The organism is Mesorhizobium sp. WSM4820 (assembly GCF_055811075.1).
Map to the genome: position 1 here is coordinate 22037 of NZ_JBVVQN010000031.1, position 20916 is coordinate 42952.

The following is a 20916-nucleotide window of genomic DNA, read 5'->3' on the forward strand; positions in this document are numbered from 1 at the left end:
GCTCTAGGCCGTTTTCGACATTGTAAAGTTTTATGGAAAAGACAGCACCAACGGATCAAATTTCGCTGGTCGCCCCTCAGTGAGTGCATTGACCGATGCGATGATCGCGTTGCGATCGATGCGAAAGTGGCTATAGAGGTCGCCGATCGTGCCTGTCTGGCCAAAATGCTCCACGCCATGTGGGATCGTCTTGCGGCCGACGACAGCGCCAAGCCATGACAGTGTCGCCGGGTGGCCGTCAATGACGGTGACGATTGCGCAATTGCCTGGGAGCGGGTCGAGCAGCGTCTCGATATGGCTCTTCGCATTGGCATTGCCGCGCGCCCGCTCGCGCTGCGCAGCGGTCCAGCCGGCGTTGAGCCGGTCAGCCGATGTCACCGCCAGCACCCCGATGTCGCGCCTCGTCTCGCCGATCATGCCGGCGGCGGCGATGGCCTCATCGGCAACCGCACCCTGGTAGGCGATGACGACTGAGCAGTTCGGCCCTGGCTTGCGCAGCCAGTAAGCGCCATCGACTGCACCCTGACGGAACGCATCGTCGACGCGTTTCACCGGCTGCTCCAACGGCTTGGTGGTCAGCCGCAGATAGACGGAGCCGCCGGTCTCGTCGCGCAACCAGGTGCGCTCATCGCGGTTGCCTTCACCGTCGCGCTGCAGATAGTCAAAGGCCCATTCCATGATGACGGCAAGCTCGTCGGCGAAGGCCGGCTCGAAGGCGGCAAGGCCGTCCTGGCTCATGCCGATAAGCGGCGTGCCGATGGATTGGTGCGCGCCGCCTTCTGGTGCCAGCGTCACGCCGGAAGGCGTCCCAACGATAATGAAACGCGCATCCTGGTAGCAGGCATAGTTGAGAGCATCTAGACCACGGCACACGAACGGGTCGTAAACCGTGCCGATGGGGATCAGTCGTTTGCCGAAGAGGGAATGGCTGAGGCCGGCGGCGCCGAGCAGCAGGAACAAGTTCATCTCGGCGATGCCGAGCTCGACATGCTGGCCCGTCGGCTTGAATTCCCATTTTGCGGTCGAAGGAATGCGATGCTCGATGAAGGCGTCGGCCATTGCTTGGCGTGCGAACAGCTTGCGCCGATTGACCCATGGCCCGAGGCTCGTCGTGCCGGTCACGTCTGGCGACGTCGTCATAATGCGTTCGGCCAGCACGCTCTTTCCCTTGGCGAGGTCGTCGAGGATCTTGCCAAAGGCGGTCTGAGTGGACACTTCGCGCGACGTGTCGACTTCGATCAACGGCACGTCGAGACGGGCGTCGTCATAGCGGCGGCGTCGTTTCGAGAAGAACGGAACGTCGGCCAGGAAGGATTTCAGCCCGGCGACATCCTTGACGCCGGCGAATGGCTCCCATTCCTGGCCCGGGGCGATGCCCATATGGGCTTGCCAGTCAGCGAACTGCTTGTTGTTCATTAGACCGCCGTGATTGTCCTTGTGACCGGCGATAGGCGTACCCCAGCCCTTGATGGTGTAGGCCAGGAAACAGGTCGGCCGGTCGTGGTCGATTGAGGCGAACACGTCGGCCATGCTCTCCACGCAGTTTCCGCCGAGGTTTTCCATCAGCGCGGCGAGTTCGGCGTCGCTGCGGTGATCGATGAGCGCCGACACGTCGCCCTGGTCGCCGAGGTCGTCCATTAGGCGCTTGCGCCAGATGGCGCCACCCATGAAGGTCAGCGCTGCGTATTCCTGGTTGGGACAGCGGTCGATCCAGTCGCGCAGTTTGTTTCCGCCCGGCTCGTCGAACGCCGCGCTTTGCAAGGCACCGTATTTTACCCTCACGACATCCCAGCCGAAGGCGTCGAAAATCTTCTCGATGCGCTCGAACAGGCCTTCGCGCACAATGCCGTCGAGTGACTGGCGGTTATAGTCGATGATCCACCAGCAATTACGCAGGTCGTTCTTCCAGCCTTCCTGCAGCGTCTCGTAGATGTTGCCTTCGTCCAGTTCGGCATCGCCCATCAGCGAGACCATGCGGCCGAGCTTTAAGTCCGCGCCCCACTCTTTCGCCTTCACGAAGTCCTGCACGATGGAGGCCAGCGCCGTGATGCCGACCCCGAGCCCGACCGAGCCGGTGGAGAAATCGACATCGTCAATGTCCTTGGTCCGGCTCGGATAGCTCTGAACGCCGCCATAGCCGCGGAAGTTCTCCATCTTCTCCCGCGTCTGGTTGCCCATCAGATAGTGGATCGCATGGAAGATCGGCGATGCATGCGGCTTCACCGCGACGCGGTCATCAGGCTTGAGTGCTGAGAAGTAGAGCGCCGTCATGATCGACACCATCGAGGCCGAACTCGCCTGATGGCCGCCGATCTTGATGCCATCCACCTTGGGGCGGATATGATTGGCGTTGTGGATCATCCAATGCGACAGCCACAGAAGCCGCTGCTCGATGGTCTTGAGGTGCTGTCGATGAGAAAATGTCATCTGTACTCCGATGCCAACTGCGATACCGGTTGGGCGATTCCCAGGGCGGGGGTCAGCCTTCCTTGTAATAATAGCTGTAACCGTTGATCGCCGGGGCGCCGCCGAGATGCGCGTAGAGCACCTTCGAGCCCTCCGGGAAGAAGCCCTTGCGGGTGAGATCGATCATGCCCTGCATCGATTTGCCCTCATAGACCGGGTCGGTGATCATCGCCTCGGTGCGCGCGGCAAGCCGGATCGCCTCGTTAGTCTCTTCGGACGGCACGCCATAGGCCGGATAGGCATAGTCGGGGTTGATGACGATCTCGTCTTCCCGGACCTTGCGGCCGAGACTGATCAGGTCAGCCGTTTTGTCGACGATCGAGCGAACCTGCGCGCGGGTCTGATCAAGCGTGCCCGACGCATCGATGCCGATGACGCGGTCGGCCCTGTCCTGCGCGGCGAAGCCGACAATCATGCCGCCCTGGGTCGAGCCGGTGACGACGCATACGACGATGTAGTCGAACTTGATGCCGAGTTCCTTTTCCTGCTCGGCCACTTCCTCGGCGAAACCGACATAGCCCAGCGCGCCGTATTTGTGCACAGAGGCGCCGGCCGGGATAGGATAGGGCTTGCCGCCGGCATCCTTCACCGACTGGATGGCGTCTTCCCAGCTCTTGCGGATGCCGATGTCAAAGCCGTCGTCGACGAGGCGGCTGTCAGCGCCCATCAGGCGGGTCATCAGAATGTTGCCGACGCGGTCGTAGACGGCGTCGTAGTGGGGCACCCACTTCTCCTGGATAACGACGCACTTCATGCCGATCTTCGCCGCGGTCGCGGCCACCATACGGGTATGATTCGACTGCACGCCGCCGATGGACACGAGTGTGTCGGCTCCCGTTTCGATGGCATCCGGCACGATGTATTCCAGCTTGCGCAACTTGTTGCCGCCCATGGCGAGACCGGAGTTGCAGTCTTCGCGCTTGGCATATATCTCGACCTTGCCGCCCAGCGCCGCTGTCAAGCGTGGTAGATGCTCGATCGGCGTGGCGCCGAAAGTCAGAGGATAGCGATCGAATCTGTCGAGAAGGGACATCGGCTCGTCTCCGTGAATTTGTGAGCAAACTGTAGACATTTCTTCGCGGAAGGTGCTCTCGAAATTTGGCTTCTGTATTCCATATTTACCAGCGCTATGATAGATTGTCCGAAAGTTCACCTTAGCGATGGGCCTGAAAGTGGAAGATTCTTTCTCAGGCGCTTTGGACCGTATCGACGTCAAAATCCTGCGCGCGCTGCACAATGATGGCCGTCTGACGAATGCTGAGCTCGCGACGCGCGTCAACGTCAGCGCGGCCACCTGCCACCGGCGCACGCAGCGACTTTTCGAAGACGGCTACATCACCGGTGTGCGCGCCGATATCGCGCCCGCGGCGGTCGGTCTCGGCGCTCTGGTCATGGTCGGCGTGGTGCTCGATCGCTCGACGCCGGAGAGTTTCGCCGCCTTCGAAGGCGCCGTGCTCGAGATGAAGGACGTACTGGACTGCAACCTCGTCGCTGGCGATTTTGACTACCTCCTGAAGATCAGAGTCCGCGACATGGCGGACTTCAACAAGCTGCACGGCCAGAAGCTGATCGCGCTGCCGGGCGTCCGGCAGACGCGCACCTTCTTCGTCATGAAGGAGGTCAAGGAGAACGCCCGCCTTTCGTTCTGACTTGACCAGGAGGTACGATGAGACCGATCAGGTCTTTTTCACAAACTTCGACAGGATTGCGTTGAATTTCTCGGGATACTCCCAGAACATCATGTGGCCGCCGAATGACTCGAACGTTGACTTCGGGCAGTTCGCGGCGATGAACGGCTTGGCGACCGCCGACCAGTGCTCAGCGGCGACATGCAGCGAGGGGATCTTGCTGTCCACCAGGTTGGCCTCGGCCAGGTAGTTGGCGAAGGACACATCGGCGATGAGGTTCGCCGCGATCAGAGCCGGCACTGCATTTGACTGCTCGAGCAGCCATGCCGTGACTTCCGGCGTGAGATCCTTCTGGATCATTACGTTGTCGGCATACCACACGATGACGTCACGCAATCCCTTCTGAGATTGAACGCCACCAAAGAAGCCAGCGAGATCCTTGAAGCCGCCTTCGATCCAGACGCCGGGTTCGGTCGTCGTGCCGACCGGCGGCATGTCGATGTTGACGAGCCGGCGAGCTTGTCGGTGCCGTTGTTTCTCACATAGTGCCATGCAGCCAGCGCGCCGGCGGACCAGCCGACGAGGACGGGTTTCTCAACTTTCAACTGACCGAGCAGCGCAGCCAGATCCTGTGCGTGGGTCGCATAGTTGTTGCCTTGCAGCGTTACGGTCGAACGGCCGTGGCTGCGCGGGTCGAATGAGATCACCCGGTTGGTCGCGGCGAAATGTGCGAACTGATGCTCGAAGACCCTGGTGGTTAACGTCCAGCCCGGCACGAAGACGATCGCAGGGCCTTCGCCTGCCTCTTCGTAGTAGAGATCGACACCAGGTTCGACCGCCAGATATTTGCCAACCAGCTTGGGCGCAGCGGCTTTTTCTTGTGCGTTCGCAGCTATGCTGGCGGTCAGCACCGCGGCGGAGGCAGTTACTCCGGCCAGCATCGCCTCGCGTCGGGTCATTGCAGCTTTCTTCGAGGTTTCATCTTTGTCCATTTCATTTCTCCTTCATCGACTGAGCCCGTCGATCTGACCACACGGACGTCTCTCCTGCCGCCGCGAAGGCGCAGGATGGCATGGATATTAACGAACAGCGGCTGAAATGTACTTTCATTGTTTACTGCTGGATATTATGAATTGAGCTAATAGAGCCGTAAGAATGTTCTGATCGCGCAGAAAACCAATAAAAATTGGAAGAATCATTCAGGAGTATGAGATTGTTCGCGGCGGGTTTTGAACTCGCCGAAGCGATGCGCGCCCCGATGGATGAGCAGGCTACTCGATCAGCATGAGGTCGATGAGAGCTGGCCCAGCTCAGTGCGGTGGTGTCCGGCCGCCTTCAGCACCCCCGTTCGCGCCGGGCGCCGCCTCGAGGTAGCCGACAAAGCGGATTATCGGCCGAAGGATTGCAAGGGAGATGGTCGCGCATCAGCTGTGGGAAGCGGCGAGCCGCGGGACGCGGGCGTTAATCTGTTCGGTTAAACGCCGAGAAGGCACCTAGTGGCACTAAGGCGAAATCTGGTGGTGTTGGGCGCCTGCGACGCATCGGCCTGTTATCTACACCGCGGCCGCATAACATTTGGTTCAAAGGAACTCGTCGATGATCGACTCACCCTTATTTCAGCCCAGCACAGACGAGATTCGCACGAGCGCAATCACGAGGTTTCGCGAATTCTGCACCTGTACCTACAAGGCTGATCTACCCGACCATGATGCGTTTCATCAATGGTCAATCGATGAACGCGGCACTTTCTGGTCTGCCGTCTGGGATTATTGCGGCGTGATTGGACAGCCCGGGCCACGCGATCTCATCAACGGCGATGTTATGCTCCACGCTCGCTTCTTCCCCGACGCCAGCCTGAACTTCGCCGAAAACCTCCTGCGCATCTTGCCGGCGTGGTCCGCGCGCGGGTGGCTGAAATGCGTGTCGGCGGTGAAGTAGATCATGCAGGGTCCCCGCCGCCCGCAGCGGCGACCTTGTCAATCATGGCGAGAATAGCTTGCGGTGCAGCGTGGTGGACCATGTGGCCGGCCTGCGGGATGATATCGGCAAAGGAACCGTGAATCTCGGCTTGCAGTCGAACAGCCTCGGCCTGGGCGTCGAACAGCCGGTCGCCAGCGCCGGCAACAATACCGGTGGGCAGCGACAGCTCATTGTACCGGGCGGAGCGGCCGCCGGCCAGTGCTGCGACCAGCATCAATGCCGACTCCGCAGCGATCGAGCGCAGTTGCGAGGGCCGGCTGGCGACGTCCTTTGCCGATGAAGCATACTCTGCAGAGATTATGCCGGGGCGGAATATCTTGGCCATGGCCAGCGGCCAGGTAAGCCGCACAAGCAGCGGCAGCAAAGTGTGGCGGACAACACCACCGGCGACAGGCAAGGCCGGCAGCGCCGCCAGTGCGAGGCCCAGGCGCGGCGGTGGATGATAGTAGCCGGAAACAAGCACGATGCCGGCGACCGAGGCGGGACGAAGGCGCGCCAGCTGGATAGCCACCGACGCACCCCAGGAATGTCCTAGAACGAGATATCTTTCGATCCCAAGCTGTGCGACGGCGGCATGAATGAGATCGGCTTGCGCGGCCGCCGTCCACCATTTGCCTCGCGGCCGCGCGCTCCTGCCGAAGCCCGGCCGGTCAAAGGCGAGTACCCGGTATTTCCTAGCCGCCGCGTCGAAGATGCCGCTGGTCTTGAAATCCTCCGCCGACGAGCCGTTTCCGTGCAGCAGGATCAACGGCATCCCGCTGCCCTGCTCAAGGACGTGCAGGCGTACTCCTGCCGCCTCGACGAAGCGCCCCGACAGATGCGAGAAAAGCGCGCGTTTGGCGCGCGCGCCGTTGTACAACGCAAGGCCAGCCAACCCGGCGCCAAGCAGCATGGCGGCTGCTGTTGCCTTATTAGTGCCGCGGACCACTAGCGGCCACCGCGCGCAATGTGAACAGACGTTACCACTCTCGACATGCCTTGCTGTTGCCGAACTGCCGCGCATGTCGGCGCGCCGCTTACCAAGTGCATCTTTGCTCTCCGATTGAATAGCTCCGATTTCTCGGCGGCAGCCTAACCCACCTGATCGTCAGTTGTTCCCCCTGAAGAGGTTCAGCTGGTTTTTCCGCTCGTCTGAGCTTTCAAAGGGGAACTTTGAGTGGGACGCAGGTTAAGACGTTTGGCACCGAAAGGGATCCCAACCATGACCGCGCAGCATAGAAATCGGGTCGCACCATTGCCGATCCGAGCAGATGCAACGCACCCGTAGATAAGGCGAGGAATCTCCGGCTCTTGTTGAGCTAACGCACAAGAAGAGGATGCGAGATGGCAGGAAAAGATAGCGAGCAGTTTGTCGACGATCCCGTCTACGAGGCAAGCCTGGAGTCCTTTCCGGCGAGCGGATCCGCCCGGATGGGTGCCGCTTCGGATCGGTGCAGTCGATGTTCAGGAGTTGCTCAAAACGGATCGCGTCGCACGGGCAGTCTGGAACGAAGCCCTGGCGCAGGCTGCTTCGCATGCTGCGAGCGCAGAGTGCAACGATCTTGCGGCCGACATCCGTTCTATGCAGCGGGAAGAGCCTCGATAAGGGGCTACCAAATCGGATTTCCCGGATTGTCCGCCGTGGTCACGGCGCTTGGTGCGGGCGCAGTTCCGGTGCGCCGGCTCTCCGGTTCAAAGGGCGCATCATCCGCTCCTCACTCACACCCGAACAGGTAGCTCGGCTTCAGGAGGCGCTGTCAAGAGCGAGGGCCTCCGACATGCGCCATCCGCCGGCTCAGCAAGTGCGGCCTAACCGCTCGCCAAAAGGCGCCTGTACCGACAGATCGGAGGACAAACCAGCGGGAAAGAAGAGGCGTAACGGAAAAAGAAAAACACGACAGACAGGAGCGCACCACGGATGCTGCACGGGCATTCACAGGTTGAGCGCGGCGCAAGAGATGCGAAGGCGACTCGGTTGCGAGAGCAACGACTTAAGGCTAAATCCGATCGTCCTGCTGCAATAGTGGCAAACCGAAGAGGCACCCGATCGGCAACAAGAAAGCCCGCCGCGGGAGGGGACCGCAGCGGGCCTTTGAGGAGCACCTTCGCGGCTATATCCTGGAGAGGGATCGACCGCTACGGTTGTAATGCGCAATCCCTGTAACGGTTCCTTACTTTTGCGGACGCGGTGTGTGCCGGCCTCGCGAGTATTGTACGTTGCGATCCTAATTTTTCGCAAGTTTTTTGCCCTACTTCAGGAACACATGCTCGACACGAAAGTTCGGCACGTGCAGCTATTGTTCCCTCCCAATGAACGGCTGCAGATCGGCCCGATGCACCGATCGGCCCGCGTCCTCTCCCTCCAGGGGCGCGGGCTTTATTGCCCGCACGGAACACCAGGCGTGTGCGTTCGCCGGCATGAAGCGACTTCTCAGCGAGTGGCCGCTTTGGCAGACACAGGCCTTGGGCCGGGTTGGCGGTTGTTCTGGTTTCCTAGCCATCGGCGTCGCACTGCTTGCCTGGACAGTTAAAGGTTTATCGTGCCGTTTCCCGGCAGCATGAGGCATCCACGAAAGCCATCGGTGTCGACCAGTCAGACAGCATCGACTCTCCGCGCCGATCGGCGTAGGTTTCTCTTATCGGCGATAGATTTCACGGGCATCGCTGGCTGTGAGCGAGCATCGTGCTTCCGCCCCAATTCGGGAGGGAGCTATGAGCAGCCCCAACACCTCAAAAATTGGCCTCGTCCTTTCAAAGGACCGCGCCCGCCCGCAGCCAACTCGCCGCCCAGAAACTGCATATAGAAATCATTTGCTGCGACGCATGGCTCCGGCCGACCTGCGATTGCTGAGGCCTCACCTTCAAAGCAGCTTTCTGCCTCTGAGAACTCAGCTCGAAACCGCAAACGCCGCGATCGAGGCCGTCCACTTCTTTGAGGCGGGAATCGGCTCGGTGGTGGCGAAGCTTCGTCCGGTGATTGATGCCGAGGTTCGCCTCATCGGCTTCGAGGGCATGACCGGCTCGGCGCTGATCATGGGTAGCGATCGATCCCCGCACGACTGCTACATTCAGGTGGAGGCCGAGGTTCTCAGCATGGACGCCGAGCCATTCAATGAAGCGCTTTCCGACAGCCCGACGCTGCGGCTGTTTCTGCTGCGCTATGTGCATTACGCGCATATCCAGGCGAGCTACACCGCCCTGGTCAATGCGCGCTTGAAAATAGAAGAACGGCTGGCACGTTGGCTGGTCATGTGCGACGACCGCATCGAAGGCGACCGGCTGCCGGTTACCCATGAGTTCCTGTCAGTCATGTTGGGAGTACGACGGCCGGGCGTCACCGTGGCACTTCAGTTGCTGGAGGGCCGCGGCCTGATCAGGTCAAATCGTGGAGAGGTTATTGTCCGCGACCGAGATGGGCTCATCGCCTTGGCAGACGGCTCATATGGGCAGCCGGAGGCAGAGTATGCCCGCTTGATCGGTGATCCGGCATCCACATGATCTCAGGGCAACGGTCACGGCGGCCGTCTCCTGTATGCCGAGACATCGGAAGGTCGCACTTGGTTTCTAAGAGCCACGGCATTTGATAAAAACGTACAAACGTTTTTCAAGACTCTATGCGCCCATTGCCTTACCCTCTTCCGATCGGCGCTAATCACTCTCGGGTACCGCCCGCGGTTAGCGACTAACGCGATTCCGCCCCAATGAGAGGAAAGGCATATGGTCGGCCTTAAGTCTGCAAAGAGTGGCATTGCCTTTCCTAGTGACCTGACTTTGTTGAAGCAGGTCTTTGATCGTGTTTGCGTTGAGGAAGGTATTCCCGTCGGTAGCGAGCAGGCGGAGCGCCTGAGCGTTAGCGCAATGGAACTCTTCTCAGATGGCGAATTTGACGAGACGGCAGTTCTTTATGAACGCCTTCGACTCTATGCCCGATTGTAGCGCGGAAAGAAAAGCGTTGACCTCCCAACATCAGGAAGTCCTGACGAGCCTTGTCGCTCGGTATGAAATCCTCGTGTCGATCCAAGACAGGATCGTTGAGCACGACCGGCGGTTCGGCCTGGCTTCCGAAGTGGACGAAGGCCTTTTAGATCGGCTGTTCGTATCGCTCGGCAAAGCCCGCACCGCCTTGATCCGCGAGGTCGGCTAAAAGCCCGGTCCTCGTTCACTGCACAGCTACGAGCGGCTGGTGCGCCGCATGTTCAACCGCGACGTCGAGGTTCATCTTTGTTGGATGTCGGCGAGACGGCATTTACTCAAGCGGTTCGATCACCAGCGACAGGCTAAGCCTCAGAACCTTTCTGCCACTCTCGTCCCTGATATCCATGATGAGTTGCTGCCCATCGAGACCTTTCAGTTCGTCCTTTGCCAGCTCGGTCAATCCTTCGACGGCTGCATTGCGCGCTGCCTCAATCCCCTCGCATTCCAGACCCGTATTGTCTTCCACGAGATGCTGGCGATCGCCGCTATCAAAGAAATACCTTGGCATATTGGCTTCCGTCATTAGAATGCCACGTCCGGGTCCTTCTGGTGCAGGTAAGTCGGATCAAAGTCCCCTGCCTGAACCAAACCCGGCCAATCGACGGCACGGAACTTTGTACCTGACATCGCGATCAGCCCGTCGCCTCGTAGCGCCTGAAGCGTGCGGTTCACGTGAACCACGGACAAACCCACCGCATCACCAAATGCTGCCTGGGTGATCGGCAGATCCGCGACGTGGTCCTCAATGCGTCCAGCAAACCTTAACCGCACAATGAGTTCGCATAACATGTGGGCCATACGAGCGTAGGCGTCCCGTCTCCCGACGTTGGTGACCCATTCCCGGTAGATTGCAGCGTCAATCAGGGTCGATCGCCAGAACGCGGCTGCAACGCGCGGGCGCTGTTCGCAAATCGAGCGAAGAGCGCTGTGGCGGATTAACCCCAATCTGCCCGGCGTCATGCTGGAGAAGCTGCAATCCATGACTGCCAGATGGATGCCGTGCAGATCCGGGAGATCGCCGGCGACAAAGAAGCTGGTGATCTGCCGCTTTCCCTCACCTGTGTGCTTGTATGAACATACTACGCCGTCCAAGACGACAAATGAGTTGGTTGGCCGATCGCCTTCTATGAGGATATCCCTGTTAGCCGGAACATCCTTCTCCTGAATCGTGAGGCCTCCTAAGGCTGCGGCGTCATCATCGCTGATCTCAGCGATGCCACGCAGCTTGCGGATGAGCACGTCCGAGGAGAAAGCTGGACACAAGGACTTGGTTACCTCCGTGGGTGTTACCGGCCGAACTTGCATTCGCCTCAGATGTTCCACGCTGCTGATGCGGATAAGAGGTGGACACGCCCGAGATGAAGCTGCGCATCTGGCATCTGCGCGGCGATCGCGCTACTAGGCAGGCACCTCAACGCAACTAGCCTCGCGAGGCACGCCTGCCCTGCCTCCACAGCCTCCACCCGCCGACCAACATAAGCGCACCCCAAAGCAGGAAACCCAAATCCCAGTAGATCCATTGCTCCCGCGGGACGGTCTCGTTGACATGGTGGATGGCCAGGATCTGGTGATCCACCAGCCCTTCGACGAGGTTGAACAAGCCAAATCCGATGAGCATTGTGCCGACCAGCATCTTTCCCGACCACCAAAGGTGCGATTGATGCGCGGCGCGCCAGAGCAGGAGCAGCCCAAGCACAACGAACAGATAGGTGGCGGCGTGGAACAGGCCATCGAGGAGCGTGTTGAATCGTAGGTTTTCGACGCTGTCGGCGGGATAGCCGGCGCTGGTTAGCATGTGGTGCCACTGGAGCAGCTGATGAAAGACGATGCCGTCGAAAAAGCCGCCCAAACCAAGGCCAAACAGAATGCCTGCGAGCGTGGGAAACTGGCGGGGCTTCGCATCCAGGCTTGGCACAAGTTATTTCCTCCTCGGGCGAACAAGCGCAACGCCGACGACCAACTTTCGTTGCCGCGGCCCAGCGGAACCCGTTCCGTTCACTCTGGCTAATGTAAGCCGATCGCCGAGAACCGAATAAGTGCGTAATCGCGCCAATGTCGCGTAGATAGCGCAAGCTTGAGGAGTTACCAGACCCCTATTTCCGCTCGCCGAACTCTGCCCGTTTCCAGGCGTCGTGCGACGATCGTCGGGTGGAGTCTGGATGACCTCCGCGTCTGTGCGGCCAAACTCCCGGCCGATTTGAAATGCCGCATACAGCGCGCCAAGACCGATTAAGAACCGAAGCATTTGGGATCTCATTCGGCGGTAAAACTACACGGCCGGCAGTTAGTTCCACAGGGGCGGAACCACAACGTTGAACATCCGTTGCACTGACCGTGGGTCAGGAGGACGCAACAGATGGCGCACAAGAGGACGAGCGACACGAGCCGAGTTAAGAAGGGTGCAGAACTCGAAGTTGAGCACCTGGCGGAGGTGACAGATGTGACGCCCAAACAGGCGCGGGCATTGCTTCGCAAGCACGGCGCGGACTGGCAGCGGCTGAAGCACGAAGCTGAAGAGTTGAAGAAAGACGAATAGTCGGGTTCCCGATCTCCGGCCCCTTTGCCGCGGAAGTGTGGGCGACCTGTGAAGTGTACGCCTTTTGAGACCGGTCGTGACTCAAATAGGCCGGCCCGGCAGTGATCATTGCACTCCTCGACCTTGGCGTGTTGTCGGCGGCGATCGGCCGGAGCGAGCGCATGATCTCCCGACGTACCCGTCCGGCATCCAGCATGCAGTCGACGATCGCATGACAGCCTGGCTCCATGTCTCTTGGCGCGATGTGTTTTCGCTCGCTTTAACAAATGAGCATGCACTCTGGTCCGGACAGGCTTATGAACTGATTGCCGTGGTGTCAGCGCACATCGTGCTCCTGCCCAGCAAGGAGGAGCACATGAGAAAGCCTCTAGCACTTATTGTTGAGGACGAGCCGATGATCGTCGTTGACATTGAGGCGTCCCTTAAACAGGCCGGATTTGCGGTAGCCTCAGAGCCGAGTTGCGTTCGTGCAAGACAAATTTTGGCCCTGGTTGAGCCGGACGTCGTTATACTGGACGTGCTCTTGCAGGACGGCGTCAGCTCTTCGGTTGCTGAAGAACTGGTGGCCCGCAACATCCCCTTTGTGATTTATAGTGCCACGGACATCGAGGGCCGAGGTGAGGCCTTCAAGGCCGGAACTTTTGTCGAGAAACCTGCCGACGATTCCGTGCTCGTAGCTTTGGCGAGTTCGATGGCCAGGGCATCCGCGGCTGGCGAGCACGCTTCCATCTGGATAAAATCTAGGCAAGTCGGTACAGTGTGAGATCGCCAGCCACACACAATGGGCGCTGACGCTTGGGAGCGACCATCGGACTCCTGCCCCAAACGTAAGGCATTGTCCGATGGCAGAAGAAGCAGGGCGGGCCCGCCTGACAGACGACTATGTACGCTCACTTGCGCAGGAAACAGGTGCCACCGAGCAGCAAATACGCGACATTGTATCGCTGATCGGACTTGATCGTGCCTCGATCCTGAGAGAAGCGCGTCTCATGCGCCGTGATCTAGGGCCGAAGCTTTAAGGCTTTCCTGCAGACGGTCCGCGAGTCATCGACGGGCGTCAGCCTTCTCGGCTCAGGTTGCAACTTTAAAGGCAACATCGGCGTGAACTCTGGTGAGCATATCTACCGTGTACCAGGCCAAGAATATTACAATGAGACGCTGATTACCTCGAGCAAAGGTGAACGGTGGTTTTGCAGCGAGGCCGGGGCGCGATCGGCCGCTGGCGGAAGGCGACGCGATGAAAACAAAGCTGACGAGCGCCGCCTTTGACAGACCCAATTAGCAGATACCCGACAAGCCGTGCTACATGGGCGAAATTTACCCATTTAACGAGATCGAGCTAGCGCGGGTTCTGCGTGCCAGCCTTACGCATCATCGGGTGCGAATGGTCGTCTTGCGCGGTGAGATCGCCCTACTCCGAATGGAGATCAGAGACGCCACTGCCATCCGCGCTCATGTACGAGCTGCTACCGCTATGAGGCAATGACGCCAGAACCGCGATCCCATGTATTGCCGCCTATCGCAATCTCGTTGAGACCAAAAGCACCCAGATCGTGCTTGGCGCACTGCATCGGCGTCAGAGTTCATCGTTCGCATTTCAGCGGCCGAGCTCAGCGCGAAGTTCTCGCCTACCGCGCGCAGGACGCTTGGCTCCAGCTATTCGGCAGCGATCTGGAGAGTGTTTCAACATGGATCCTGCAGTGCTGTTGGCCACTGTCTGCGTCCACTGAGGTGGGCGAACAGCTAGCGCTCGATTCCTGCAATTGATTGAATTTCCCGCCTATAGGAACGGAAGCTTGCCGCGCCAAAATGTTCGCACGTTCGACGCCTGCCATCATCGGTTATTACGCGCTGTTCGAACCCAGCGGCTGTTCATTTACGCGGGATTTCAAATTGGCCGTGAGTTCGGCCGCACCAGGCATCCAGATTCCACCCGACGATCGTCGCTGGACGCCTGGAACGGGACAGAGTTCGGCGAGCGGAGCTAGGGGTTTTGCTAGATTCCTTAAGCTGCGCTATCTACGCGACATTGGCGCGAGCAAAACCAGTTACTCCTCGTCGCCGAAACCCCAACAAGGACGCAGCCTGCCTCGGAACTAATGCCGGGGCGATGTGGTTTTGTAGAATGCCTAGCGAAACGACCAACCCCGTCCTAACCGGTATTAAGGGGCGTTGCCCCCGCTGACAACAGGAGCATCTGTTCAGCAGCTATCTCAAGCTGGCGCACCATTGCGATGTATGCGGTTTGGATTTCTCGTTCGCCGATCCGGCTGACGGCCCGGCCTTCTTTTCCATGTCGATTGTGGCATTCCCGGCGCTGGCTTTCGCACTATGGTTTCAGCTCACGTATGAGCCGTCCTACTGGATGCATGCGCTCACAACCTTACCCCTCACCGTTGGAGCGTGTGTTGCATTGCTAAGGCCGCTCAAAGGCTGGCTAGTTTGCTCGCAGTACTTCCACAAGGCTGAGGAAGGCTCCATCGACCGAGAATGGCATGCAGCCGAAGCTGAGCGCCATCGGCAGCAGCCGCCGAATACGTGAAGCTATGGGCCAAGGACGTATGTAGAGCTGCCGCACCTTTTCAGCCAGCCAATGCTCCCAACTACCTCGGTTCCCATTCGTCGCTGATTCCCAGCACGGAACCGTGTCGGATATAACCCTGCTCGCCGCGGAGGTGCTCGATATGCAGCTTCACCGCCTCTGGCCGACTGCTTCGCCGGCCGTTTCCTCAACTCTTTGGGCAGTGGACCGGCGTGTTCCTGAAGCCTTGCCGTCGATGATCGCATTCTCGACCTCAAGCTCTCTGGCGGCTTCGATGAGCCCAGTGTATTTGCGCGTCCAATCCGCACCGGTTTTTTGTGAAGACGCGGATAGGCACGTTCGGAACAAATCCGCCATCCGCCGCTTAGAGAAGTCTAGGGCCATTGGGATGGACTGGCGAGGACCAAACGTGGCGAATTATCTGACACTGCCTACGACTACATCGAAGGGTCGGATCAGGGTAGTCGTGGAAACACCGCGTGGCACCGAAGCAAAGTTGACTTACAAACCCAAGAAGAAGCTTTTCGAATTTACGCGGCCGCTTCCAGCAGGCCTAGCCTACCCCTACGACTGGGGCTTTCTGCCTTCTACGCTCGGCGACGATGGCGACGCCCTCGACGGTCTAGTCATCCATGAGGCAGCCAGCGCTCCCGGTGTTGTCATCAAGTGCGATCTGCTGGCGGCCCTTCGTGTCATGCAAACGGAGAACGGCGAGACCGTGAGAAACGATCGCTATGTATTTTGCCCGCACAAGCAAGATGCGCATAGCGAGTCTCTCCTTGGCGAGAATATTCCGGATCGTTTGCGATCCGAGATCGAGCAGTTTTTCCTGGCGTCGGTGTCCGGCACCGACAAGCAGATCGAATTCGAAGGGTGGCACGATTCCAGCCAAGCTCTCCGGAACATCCATCGGGCCATGAGAACTTTCGAGCGGAAACAACGAGCCGCCGGTCTCTGAGCGCTCCCACAATATTGATAAGAATGTAACTTGAGAACACAAGGCTGCCTGGACGCCGGATGGGCACCTTCTCGGGTCCAACTTCGGCGAAGTGCACACGCAAACTGCCGCTGGGTAGCGAAGTCCCAGATCATGCAAGTGCCGGTTCGCGAAAGCGATTTATGCCGTGAAGAATATGGATGGCGAAAGGGTTAGGCGGTGGGGAGCGCCAGCGCGAGGCGTCGTTTGAATTGCCGACAATGGTGGCGCTCGTCGCTAACGTGACTTTCGCCGAAGCCCCCGATCATAGCGGCTTGTCGATTGTCCCCAGCAACCGATCATATTCCCGCTCCGGCTCGCTGTAGGTGCCATCGGCCAACTGGAACAGACCATCACGATCCCTGATGACGATCTCACCCCGCGTGGCTTTGATTAGGCCCCTGCCCTCAAGCTCCTGGATAGCAACCGTGACACCCGGTCGCCGCACACCCAGCATGACGGACATGAATTCGTGGGTGATTGCAAGCCGGTCGTTGCGGACGCGATCGTGGCACATCAAAAGCCAGCGAGCCAAACGTTCGTCCAACTTCGACCGTGCGTTTACCAGGGCGGTGTAGCTGGTCTGAATATAGAGGGTCTGGACATAGAGAAGCAGAAGGGCCTTCAGCGTAGTGCTCTCAGACAGAGCAGACGACAGTGCCGAGGCTGGAATTCGCAAGCCGCTTCCCGCCAGTTGCATATAGGTGTCATGTGCGGCGCGATCGCCGCCTAGGGCCACTAACGCTCCGGTCATGCCTTCCATGCCGATCAGGCCGACCTCGGTATCCCGGCCCTTAGGTAGTTTGGCGACGACCGACGCGATGCCGTCTTCCAGGAAATACACGTTTTTCGATAACGGACTTCGTCGACTCAAGCTGGGTCCGCATCTGCAGCGCTACCCGTTCCATGTTGGGTTCGAGCGATGCCAGATCGCCAGGGGAAAGTCGCCGTAATAAAGCATTCTGATAGGGAATACTGGGCTGGTTAAACATAGCTCCACCCTCGGTAGGGCAAGAGCTTTCTGATCTCCCAGCCGTTCGCGCCCGTGACAACGTGCGAACGATGAAACTACATATGGGGTGCTAAAGTCCGAAAGCCAGTCACTTAGGCATTAAGGGCGGGCACCGGGCTTTGTAGCGGCATCCGAGAAAGGAAATCGCAACACCAATGCGTGTTTTTCGTTGCATATCTCAAAGACTGCGCCTGTCAGCACTGGCTTCCCGCTGAGCAGTCCTTCCGCCAGGATCTCCTTGGCGGAGGCCATCGCGTTCTCCTCAGCCTGCGCCATATCCGCGAATTCCTGCCCCTCGAGGTCCTCCACGAGGTGCCCGTCCTCGCTCCGGATATGGAAAAAATATCTCGGCATGCTCACTCCACCTCCATGGCTATCTAGATGCATGGAGGCTCATGGATAGTGTCGGAAACGTACCAACCGGGGGATATATGAACCGGACACTCGACGTGTCGGACTGCTTGAGCGCCTTCGCAGGCCAGCGGATCAGCTGACGCTGTCGGTGATTTCTGACCTGTCGAACAGCACGCCGAGGCCATGCTCGACGGCACAGGCGGCGATCATGTCATCAAGGGCTTTGCCGGACACAGGGCAATTGGGGAGGACTTCCCGTATGGCGGTTTCAGCTCTCGATGTTGAAACCACATCGTGCCGCCTTTTCCTGGTCTCCATATAGTGGTCGACCAGGGATTTCAGACGCCTTGCCGCAATCTCATCTGCAAACATTGTTGTTCACTCCTGTCAGTCAGGTCGCCCCGAAACAATGGCCCGCCCCTGTGCGAGGGCGGGCCCAATCCGATCGAGTGACCGGTGATCCGAGTGAGGGACCTGGATCGCCCAAGTAAGCTTGAGCCGGATTATTCGTTCCAAGGCGGCTACGGCTTGGTAATTCCCGTACATTAATTCCTATGCTGAGGTCTGAGGCGGCAAAGCTTGCGTGAGCTGCACCAAGCCCTTCTTTTTGCGCACGCCGAATCTCGCCGCCGGCCAAGCGGCGCAGGAAGCCGGCGCCTTCCGGCACCGCCGCGGATGATTGGAGAGCGCCACGTGCAGCGTAACTACTACCACCTCTTCACCTTCCAATCCCTCTTCGGTTGCGGTGCCGGTGCCCCAGCAAGAGCGGTTTTTGCCGGAGCCGAGCCGTCTTTGCATTTCGTGCCGCGCGCTCGACCTCGATCAATTCCCGCGCAGCATCCGACGTGCGCTCCTTTCTGTCTTGTTTTTCTTTGTCGGTGAATGCTTGCCTTTTGCCGCATTGTTCTCCCCGATCCGACAGCACAGCGCGTGTCGCCGCACTGAAATTGTCGCCAAATCAGGTTCCAACAGCACAGCACAAAAATTGCCACATTCTTCGGCACGGCGGGCTGCATCGGCTCCCCAAAGCGCACGCCGCTCCTCTGGAACGCTTCGACCACTTTGCCCGTTGTTCAAGGCACCTGCAGGAGGCTGGGCATGAAAACACTCCCCCACCGATTATTGCTGCCGGCTGTGATTACATGGCTGCTCTTTACCGTTCAGACATTTGCTCAGACTGGGCAGCAAGACGATCTACCCGGGCAAGGCGCATCGCCGACGACGGAAGATTCTCAGGACCCGCAAGACGTCGGCGTTGACGTTTCGCTCGGTAGGCAAGAGGTGAAACAGAAAATCGCAGCCAAGCTCGGAATCTCTGAGACTGAGGTGCCTCTGGCTGTACATGTTCCCATCGAGCTCGCTGAGCGGGTCTGCGAAAAAGAGGTGTTCGATGCGCGCTCGAACACGAACCGAAGCTGCACCGCGACCAAATACATCCCCGAGATTGCCGAGGCCGCGCGAAATCATCCGCAGACCTCCGCGGTTCCGGAGCAATAGGCTCGTAGCAGGTGAAGGGCTCGCCATTCCCCCGCGTATGGGTCGCGACAGCTCGCCCTTAAGCGCAAATAGAGCGGCGCCTCTGCACGTCACCGTTTCGCGGTGTCAGAGTCCCGCTCGTCGCGTCTGAGAAACTCGCTGGTGACTGTGCCGAGCCTGTTTTCCAGCCAGTCGGCCATCGCCTCTTCTTCGCGCAAATTTGCTTTGCACGCGCTTTGGGTCTCGAGGTCGCCGACCTCGTCGGCTGCGGCAATGAGCATCTTGTAGCTGGCGATTTCCATATGCTCGAACGTGTAGCTGGCTAGCGATCCTTTCATCACCTCGTCGCCTGCAAAAATGCCGCTGATATTCTGTCCGAAGGCGATTATCTTACCCCCGGCATCCTTCAGGGTCGAAGATCCATCGCCAATCCGGTCGAGGCATTGTTCGAGACGTTTCGCCTGTTGCCTCGTTTCTTCGAGATGCGTGTTCATCCGGTCACGAATCTCGGGATAGTTTTCCAGACGCTCGATTTGGCCGCTCAAAATGGTCTCGGCCTGTTCTTCCATGGCGTGAGCGTCGCGAAGCCACTGCACCAGACGTTCCTTGGGCTCTGTCATGTTGGTCTCCGTTGGGTCAGCATTAGTTTTACTGCCATCGCAACGTCGCCACCCACCGTTGGTTCCGATCGCCCGCCAAGTGCAGTCGATACTCGTGGCCCGTGCTCTCTCCCAAGAAGCGCGGGATTTGCATTGTCAATCCGATACTCCGGATATCGCCGCGGATATCTCGCCTGAACGGCTATGCTAGCGCAGCAGATCTGCGACTATCCCCAGGTCGAGGGCCTCTTCAGAGTGGATGTAGGAATTCGTTGTCGCTCGGCGGTAGAGTTCGTCAATGCTAAGCGAACTGCCCTCAACGAGTTCCTTAAAACCCTCCATTTCCAGTCGCTCCGCTGTCTCAAGTAGCGCAAGCTGCTCGCGCACGATCTGAATGGAAGATTTCATCGGGCCATTCAGTTCGACACTCGTCTGCATACACCGCTCATGCACCAGGAGAACCGCGTCCGTGGTGAGGAAGCGGAACGGCTTCGGGAAGCCGCGAAGATAGTCACCCCCGCCGAATACACTTTCGTCTTGCCGACGCAGTACGCATTCCGGCCTGAATGCTGCCCAAACAGCCGAATTTCGAGGGCAATCCGCGGGGCCGCATCGGCATCCCCGCCGTTGGTGTTGAGCTCCATGATGAGGTCGTCGCCGCTCTGGCGTACGGCTTCCAGGCGACCAAGAAAGAAGACGACAGTGCCGTCGTCGATCAGACCGTTGACCGAGATGTTAGGCTCGAACAGGAGTTGCCGCAGGCTTGGCGCCTGGCCGGCCGGCACCGGCGACAAAGGCGCGCCACCGTCGTCCGGAGGCGCGGTCTCTCTATTGTTCATGACGTGCTCATTGATTCCGTCGAAGCGCCGATTACCTAGGCAGCTTCCTGCATCGCTCTCTCGTTGACGCTGGTCTCTCCAAGCTGCGTCAGCGCCTCGTCAGTCGCCTTTTCCTCTTCGAGCGTCTCCTCGAGCAGCGGCACGGCATCCTTTAGGCCGAGCAATCCGGCCCAGGTGACCAGGGTGCCGTAGCGGGCGATCTCATAGTGTTCAACCTCTTGCGCCGCCGCCACAAGACCAGCGTCCAGAGCCGGAGCTTGCTTGAATTCCTCAAGTATCTCCTGCCCTTCCTCAATGATGCCATCGATCGCGGGACATGTCTTTCCTTGTGGCCGTTTGCCGAACATCTCGAAGACCTGCTGCAGCCGTTCGATCTGAGCCTCCGTCTCGTCGCGGTGCTTTTCGAATGCGGCGGTCAGTTGGTCGGATTCGGCACCCCTCGCCATCTTCTTCAGCGCAACCAGGATTTTGCGCTCAGCGTAGTAGACGTCCTTCAGTCCGTCGTGGAAAAGATCTTCGAGGCCCTTGGCCTTGCTTTGCGATTCCTTTTTCGT

At 59.1% G+C, this 20916-nt stretch carries 25 protein-coding genes and 1 pseudogene; 12 read left to right on the top strand and 14 right to left on the bottom strand.

Going from position 1 to position 20916, the window contains the following annotated elements; genetic code table 11:
* Window positions 1-30: 30 nt before the first annotated feature.
* Both AC0L2R_RS31690 and AC0L2R_RS31695 read right to left on the bottom strand, forming a co-directional pair.
* A complete protein-coding gene (locus tag AC0L2R_RS31690; protein WP_473513612.1) occupies window positions 31-2427 on the bottom strand; it encodes a transketolase in 2397 nt (798 codons plus the stop codon).
* Between the two features lie 52 nt (window positions 2428-2479).
* Entirely contained in the window at window positions 2480-3499 is a 1020-nt protein-coding gene (locus AC0L2R_RS31695; RefSeq protein WP_473513614.1) for a 1-aminocyclopropane-1-carboxylate deaminase, read from the bottom strand.
* Between the two features lie 127 nt (window positions 3500-3626).
* Here AC0L2R_RS31695 and AC0L2R_RS31700 point away from each other — a divergent pair, with 127 nt between their 5' ends.
* The gene (locus AC0L2R_RS31700) at window positions 3627-4115 is read left to right on the top strand and encodes an Lrp/AsnC family transcriptional regulator (RefSeq protein ID WP_432430957.1); all 489 of its coding nucleotides are present in this window, start codon (window positions 3627-3629) and stop codon (window positions 4113-4115) included.
* A gap of 27 nt (window positions 4116-4142) precedes the next feature.
* Here the strand turns inward: AC0L2R_RS31700 and AC0L2R_RS31705 are convergent, their stop codons facing one another.
* Together AC0L2R_RS31705 and AC0L2R_RS31710 are read right to left on the bottom strand one after the other, a co-directional pair.
* A complete protein-coding gene (locus AC0L2R_RS31705; protein WP_473513616.1) occupies window positions 4143-4454 on the bottom strand; it encodes an alpha/beta fold hydrolase in 312 nt (103 codons plus the stop codon).
* Entirely contained in the window at window positions 4454-5086 is a 633-nt protein-coding gene (locus tag AC0L2R_RS31710) for an alpha/beta fold hydrolase (RefSeq protein WP_473513618.1), read from the bottom strand. Before AC0L2R_RS31710 ends, AC0L2R_RS31705 begins: the two co-directional genes overlap by 1 nt.
* Window positions 5087-5690: 604 nt before the next feature.
* Here AC0L2R_RS31710 and AC0L2R_RS31715 point away from each other — a divergent pair.
* Entirely contained in the window at window positions 5691-6032 is a 342-nt protein-coding gene (locus AC0L2R_RS31715; protein ID WP_065008838.1) for an acetyl-coenzyme A synthetase N-terminal domain-containing protein, read from the top strand.
* Window position 6033: 1 nt separating this feature from the next.
* On the opposite strand, the gene AC0L2R_RS31720 is transcribed toward AC0L2R_RS31715, so the two are convergent.
* Window positions 6034-6966 carry an alpha/beta fold hydrolase gene (locus tag AC0L2R_RS31720; RefSeq protein ID WP_473513620.1) on the bottom strand — a complete coding sequence of 311 codons (933 nt, stop codon included), beginning with the start codon at window positions 6964-6966 and terminating at the stop codon, window positions 6034-6036.
* A 1910-nt stretch (window positions 6967-8876) separates the two neighbouring features.
* On the opposite strand from AC0L2R_RS31720, the gene AC0L2R_RS31725 reads away from it, so the two are divergent.
* From AC0L2R_RS31725 to AC0L2R_RS31735, 3 genes are all read left to right on the top strand, one after another.
* Entirely contained in the window at window positions 8877-9551 is a 675-nt protein-coding gene (locus tag AC0L2R_RS31725; RefSeq protein WP_473513645.1) for a Crp/Fnr family transcriptional regulator, read from the top strand.
* Window positions 9552-9770: 219 nt separating this feature from the next.
* On the top strand, window positions 9771-9989 hold the full coding sequence (locus AC0L2R_RS31730; protein WP_065008840.1) for a hypothetical protein: 219 nt from the start codon (window positions 9771-9773) through the stop codon (window positions 9987-9989).
* On the top strand, window positions 9958-10197 hold the full coding sequence (locus AC0L2R_RS31735) for a hypothetical protein (RefSeq protein WP_473494795.1): 240 nt from the start codon (window positions 9958-9960) through the stop codon (window positions 10195-10197). The genes AC0L2R_RS31730 and AC0L2R_RS31735 overlap by 32 nt, the downstream gene beginning before the upstream one ends.
* Before the next feature lie 102 nt (window positions 10198-10299).
* Here the strand turns inward: AC0L2R_RS31735 and AC0L2R_RS31740 are convergent, their stop codons facing one another.
* The 3 genes from AC0L2R_RS31740 to AC0L2R_RS31750 all read right to left on the bottom strand — a co-directional run bounded on the left by AC0L2R_RS31740 (window position 10300) and on the right by AC0L2R_RS31750 (window position 11943).
* Complete coding sequence (locus AC0L2R_RS31740) at window positions 10300-10551, bottom strand: DUF6894 family protein (RefSeq protein ID WP_473513621.1); 252 nt, start codon at window positions 10549-10551, stop codon at window positions 10300-10302.
* On the bottom strand, window positions 10551-11291 hold the full coding sequence (locus AC0L2R_RS31745; RefSeq protein ID WP_473513623.1) for a Crp/Fnr family transcriptional regulator: 741 nt from the start codon (window positions 11289-11291) through the stop codon (window positions 10551-10553). The genes AC0L2R_RS31740 and AC0L2R_RS31745 overlap by 1 nt, the downstream gene beginning before the upstream one ends.
* Before the next feature lie 157 nt (window positions 11292-11448).
* Window positions 11449-11943, bottom strand: coding sequence for a DUF2243 domain-containing protein (locus AC0L2R_RS31750; RefSeq protein ID WP_473513624.1), 495 nt, complete (start codon window positions 11941-11943; stop codon window positions 11449-11451).
* Window positions 11944-12384: 441 nt separating this feature from the next.
* Here AC0L2R_RS31750 and AC0L2R_RS31755 point away from each other — a divergent pair, with 441 nt between their 5' ends.
* From AC0L2R_RS31755 to AC0L2R_RS31775, 5 genes and pseudogenes are all read left to right on the top strand, one after another.
* A complete protein-coding gene (locus AC0L2R_RS31755) occupies window positions 12385-12564 on the top strand; it encodes a DUF3606 domain-containing protein (RefSeq protein WP_473513626.1) in 180 nt (59 codons plus the stop codon).
* Between the two features lie 211 nt (window positions 12565-12775).
* Complete coding sequence (locus AC0L2R_RS31760) at window positions 12776-13327, top strand: response regulator (protein WP_473513627.1); 552 nt, start codon at window positions 12776-12778, stop codon at window positions 13325-13327.
* A 79-nt stretch (window positions 13328-13406) separates the two neighbouring features.
* Window positions 13407-13583, top strand: coding sequence for a hypothetical protein (locus AC0L2R_RS31765; RefSeq protein ID WP_352966219.1), 177 nt, complete (start codon window positions 13407-13409; stop codon window positions 13581-13583).
* A 1106-nt stretch (window positions 13584-14689) separates the two neighbouring features.
* Window positions 14690-15106 (top strand): annotated as a pseudogene (locus tag AC0L2R_RS31770) (DUF983 domain-containing protein).
* Between the two features lie 103 nt (window positions 15107-15209).
* Window positions 15210-16064, top strand: a complete 855-nt coding sequence (locus AC0L2R_RS31775) for an inorganic diphosphatase (RefSeq protein WP_473513629.1) — start codon at window positions 15210-15212, stop codon at window positions 16062-16064.
* Between the two features lie 283 nt (window positions 16065-16347).
* On the opposite strand, the gene AC0L2R_RS31780 is transcribed toward AC0L2R_RS31775, so the two are convergent.
* From AC0L2R_RS31780 to AC0L2R_RS31790, 3 genes are all read right to left on the bottom strand, one after another.
* Window positions 16348-16926 (bottom strand): Crp/Fnr family transcriptional regulator, encoded by a 579-nt coding sequence (locus tag AC0L2R_RS31780; protein ID WP_473513631.1) that lies wholly within the window; start codon window positions 16924-16926, stop codon window positions 16348-16350.
* 267 nt (window positions 16927-17193) lie between these two features.
* Window positions 17194-17481, bottom strand: a complete 288-nt coding sequence (locus AC0L2R_RS31785) for a DUF6894 family protein (protein ID WP_473513633.1) — start codon at window positions 17479-17481, stop codon at window positions 17194-17196.
* Window positions 17482-17580: 99 nt separating this feature from the next.
* On the bottom strand, window positions 17581-17820 hold the full coding sequence (locus AC0L2R_RS31790) for a hypothetical protein (RefSeq protein WP_473513634.1): 240 nt from the start codon (window positions 17818-17820) through the stop codon (window positions 17581-17583).
* Window positions 17821-18546: 726 nt separating this feature from the next.
* Between AC0L2R_RS31790 and AC0L2R_RS31795 the strand changes: the two genes are divergently transcribed.
* The gene (locus tag AC0L2R_RS31795) at window positions 18547-18945 is read left to right on the top strand and encodes a YdbL family probable chaperone protein (protein WP_473513635.1); all 399 of its coding nucleotides are present in this window, start codon (window positions 18547-18549) and stop codon (window positions 18943-18945) included.
* 89 nt (window positions 18946-19034) lie between these two features.
* On the opposite strand, the gene AC0L2R_RS31800 is transcribed toward AC0L2R_RS31795, so the two are convergent.
* Together AC0L2R_RS31800 and AC0L2R_RS31805 are read right to left on the bottom strand one after the other, a co-directional pair.
* Window positions 19035-19544 carry a ferritin-like domain-containing protein gene (locus AC0L2R_RS31800; RefSeq protein WP_065008846.1) on the bottom strand — a complete coding sequence of 170 codons (510 nt, stop codon included), beginning with the start codon at window positions 19542-19544 and terminating at the stop codon, window positions 19035-19037.
* A 186-nt stretch (window positions 19545-19730) separates the two neighbouring features.
* A complete protein-coding gene (locus AC0L2R_RS31805; RefSeq protein WP_473513637.1) occupies window positions 19731-19961 on the bottom strand; it encodes a hypothetical protein in 231 nt (76 codons plus the stop codon).
* 128 nt (window positions 19962-20089) lie between these two features.
* Between AC0L2R_RS31805 and AC0L2R_RS31810 the strand changes: the two genes are divergently transcribed.
* Window positions 20090-20401 carry a hypothetical protein gene (locus tag AC0L2R_RS31810; RefSeq protein WP_473513639.1) on the top strand — a complete coding sequence of 104 codons (312 nt, stop codon included), beginning with the start codon at window positions 20090-20092 and terminating at the stop codon, window positions 20399-20401.
* Here the strand turns inward: AC0L2R_RS31810 and AC0L2R_RS31815 are convergent.
* A partial coding sequence (locus tag AC0L2R_RS31815) for a YciE/YciF ferroxidase family protein (protein WP_473513641.1) occupies window positions 20398-20916 on the bottom strand: 519 nt, incomplete at its 5' end. The genes AC0L2R_RS31810 and AC0L2R_RS31815 overlap by 4 nt on opposite strands.